This is a genomic window from Bavariicoccus seileri WCC 4188 (assembly GCF_000421665.1).
Lineage (GTDB): Bacteria > Bacillota > Bacilli > Lactobacillales > Aerococcaceae > Bavariicoccus > Bavariicoccus seileri.
This window is the reverse complement of the sequence record NZ_ATXL01000090.1, coordinates 1-2,852: the sequence shown is the minus strand read 5'-3', so window position 1 is coordinate 2,852 and position 2,852 is coordinate 1. Positions and strand designations below refer to the sequence as shown.

4 protein-coding genes are annotated in these 2,852 nt (G+C 37.5%); 2 read left to right on the top strand and 2 right to left on the bottom strand.

What is annotated here, in order from left to right:
- The first annotated feature begins 302 nt into the window (after positions 1-302).
- A complete protein-coding gene (locus H541_RS13340) occupies positions 303-476 on the top strand; it encodes a hypothetical protein (RefSeq protein WP_022797291.1) in 174 nt (57 codons plus the stop codon).
- 140 nt (positions 477-616) lie between these two features.
- On the opposite strand, the gene H541_RS12625 is transcribed toward H541_RS13340, so the two are convergent.
- Positions 617-970, bottom strand: a complete 354-nt coding sequence (locus H541_RS12625; protein WP_240470931.1) for a hypothetical protein — start codon at positions 968-970, stop codon at positions 617-619.
- A 26-nt stretch (positions 971-996) separates the two neighbouring features.
- On the bottom strand, positions 997-1,566 hold the full coding sequence (locus tag H541_RS0110805) for a helix-turn-helix domain-containing protein (RefSeq protein ID WP_022797290.1): 570 nt from the start codon (positions 1,564-1,566) through the stop codon (positions 997-999).
- Between the two features lie 256 nt (positions 1,567-1,822).
- On the opposite strand from H541_RS0110805, the gene H541_RS13095 reads away from it, so the two are divergent.
- Complete coding sequence (locus H541_RS13095) at positions 1,823-1,927, top strand: type I toxin-antitoxin system Fst family toxin (RefSeq protein WP_022797289.1); 105 nt, start codon at positions 1,823-1,825, stop codon at positions 1,925-1,927.
- Positions 1,928-2,852 lie beyond the last annotated feature (925 nt).

Here is a 2,852-nt window from a genome sequence, read left to right as displayed (position 1 = left end):
TAATTTATTAAACTGAATTTTTTCGAGGAACTCACGAACCAAAATCAATCCGCCATGGGAAGATAGCTTTTCACTTTTTGAGGAAATTTGAACATTTTTATTGAAACTTAGTCGATTATCGCGTAAATTTGACATATAGAACACCTCTGTTTTGTATTTTCGTCAAATCTACATTAACAGAAAGGTGTTCTTTTTTCACGCACCAAATGGGTGAAAAAAGAAACTCTTTACAAATGTTGAAGAAATACGGTTTTAGAGCGCAAACTCATAAAACTATGAATTATCTAGGAGGTGTATAATTCATGAAGGATCTTAAAGTTATTTTGGGCACTTTTTTAACTGTATTAATTTTGAACTGGGCTTTATCTAATCTGTTAGATAGACCATTCAGATGGTGGATAACCGTAGGTCTATTCGTAGGTTTTTCAGTTGTCTATTTTATTAGCTTAAAAAAAGAGAAAACTGGCCGTAAATAGCAGTAAGAACCGAGCTATTGATTATAACAAGTTATTTATTTCCATAGTTAACATAATCTCGATTAACACAAGACGCCCGTCAATCAAGCGATTGACGGGCGTTCTTTGTGATTTTACATTGGTCTAGCTAGGTTTGATCACTAAAATGCTGGTAAATCAAGCTTTTTCTCTTTGCCTCGTTTGTGAAGAAACCGGGGGGCGAGTAAAGACGGTGTTATGTTCCACGCTGGATTCTTCGCAAGATAAGCAAAATGTTGCTTTTCTAACAAGCGTAAAATGCAGCGGACTTGATCCGCTGTTTTGTCAGACGCAATGGCCAGGCATTCCACAAAGTCAGCGGGCAAGGAGGAAACGGAACGATTCGCTGTCTGCCAGCCGCTGACGATCGTGGGATCAAATTCATACCGCCGACAAAAATCACCTACCGATAAACCAAGGTGCCCTACGATATACGCAGTCACAGGATAGCTGTTAACATAAGTTGAAAACGGCATACACAATCCATCCTTTCAACACTATCTTAGGGTTCACGGAAAAAGTGCCACCATTTCTTCTGTCTTTCTTGTTTCGGTCGCACGACTTTATTTTCAGGAGTAAGTTTCTCCTTATGCTCTGAGGGGCTCTCATAAGTGTTCTGAGACGTTTTGAAATTTTTGGTATCATAATTCGATTCTTTGTTTAAATCTCCTGAGAAGCGTTCCTGTGACGTTAGAAGCAGTGTTTGTTTATTCGCTTGCAAAGTTAGTTGTTGTTGCTGATCAAGAAGTTTTTGTTGTTGGGCTAATAACGACTGCAGCTGTTCAATTTGTGCGTCCTTTTGTTGCAACTGTGCAAACAACTTCGTTTCTATACTGTCAGAGCTTGCTGTGTCAGGAATTTCGAACGCTTCAAGCAACTCGGGACGTCCTAGCTTGTCAGCAAGGTGCAACACCCCCGACCATAGCACTGTCTTGTATCCTTGGCTATTTTTGGCAAGGAACGTTGGCTCTAGGTTGTCAACATGTTTCCTCATGGCTTGTCTGCTGATACCAAAAAATTCTGCAAGTTCTTTTACTGTCAACATTTCTTTTGGTTGTCTATCCGTTGTCAAAAGGTTGTCACCTCAGTTGCTTTTTTCTTTTAGTATACATGAATTTGATTTGATTATCGATTTCTTTTAAGGCGTCTTAAAAGTGGTCATGTAAAGCCCTAACACCCTAAATTAAACGTGGGACAAACTTTTTGTGCCAAGGGCGTTCCATACAGGTTCTGAGTGCTATATTAAAATATGCAAGGATCAAAATAGTCGATAGGGCGGGTATGCTATACTCATTCATGGCGACTTGCCCCGAAAAGGGGGTGTTGTTGTGTTTTACCAAATCTTATCGTTAATCGTTGCGCCAATACTAGTTGGCATAGTCACTGAACTATTTTCTCATTGGTTAGAAGAGAAGGACAAAGACAACGATTAAAAGCAAGTTGCTCACTAACCCACAGCGCTAGCCGTCGCAACTAGTGAAAAAAAAGCCCAACCTATGTCCGTAGGTTGGGCTTTTGTGTTGTTGTGTAACAACAAATCTTATCGTTTCGCACATTCATTATAGCACGATTCAAAAAAAGAGCCAAATTTTCTATTTTATAATTATCAGCAATACAGATTAAAATCAATTTAAACACTATTTTTAGCCTGATACAGGCTTTTTAAAAGTAAAACGATATGAATATACCCAAAAAGGTAAAAACACCTTAGAACGCATTTTATAAGCTTTAAAAAATAATTTTGTTTTTATTCGCACGTTTACTTTTGATTAAACTAGCGAAGTCTATCCTGATTTTCGCACTTAGTTAATGATCGTTCTTTTAAGTTTATTTAAAAACAAAATTGAAAAAAGATAAGGCAATTGTTTGAATATATATTTTTCTTTTGATATGGTCATGTTGTATACAATTTAATTATATGTGTGCCATATTTTTCCATAAGTCAATTTGTTGTCACTGTGGTCTAGATCGGAACCCTGTCTTCAGCAGCAATGATTGGACCAGCTGCTGTATATGCAACTATAGTTGGCAGGGAGCAATATCACTTGGGCCAGTTGGAGCGGCAATAGCAAGCGCAGTTGGTATTTTAGGATTTCCAAGTTTGGCTGGATTTACATATTCTATCTTACAGGCTGTGAGTAATAAACAAGGTGTATATTTAGGGGTAGAAATGAACGGGGTATTCCCTAATATTGTCTCAGGTACTTACTAATTTTCATGCAAGGAATGGTTATAGATGGATAAATACTACAACTGGAATGCATTAGCATATATTTTTGGCGTATCAACTTTTATTGGAACAGTTCAATATTCTCAAGTTCCATATATAATTTGGTTTAGTATTGGATTAACAGGAGG

Bases quoted from the DNA above. Each gene is read 5' to 3' on its own strand.
- H541_RS13340 (WP_022797291.1), top strand. From the start codon at position 303: ATGAAGGATCTTAAAGTTATTTTGGGCACTTTTTTAACTGTATTAATT.
- H541_RS12625 (WP_240470931.1), bottom strand. From the start codon at position 970: ATGCCGTTTTCAACTTATGTTAACAGCTATCCTGTGACTGCGTATATC.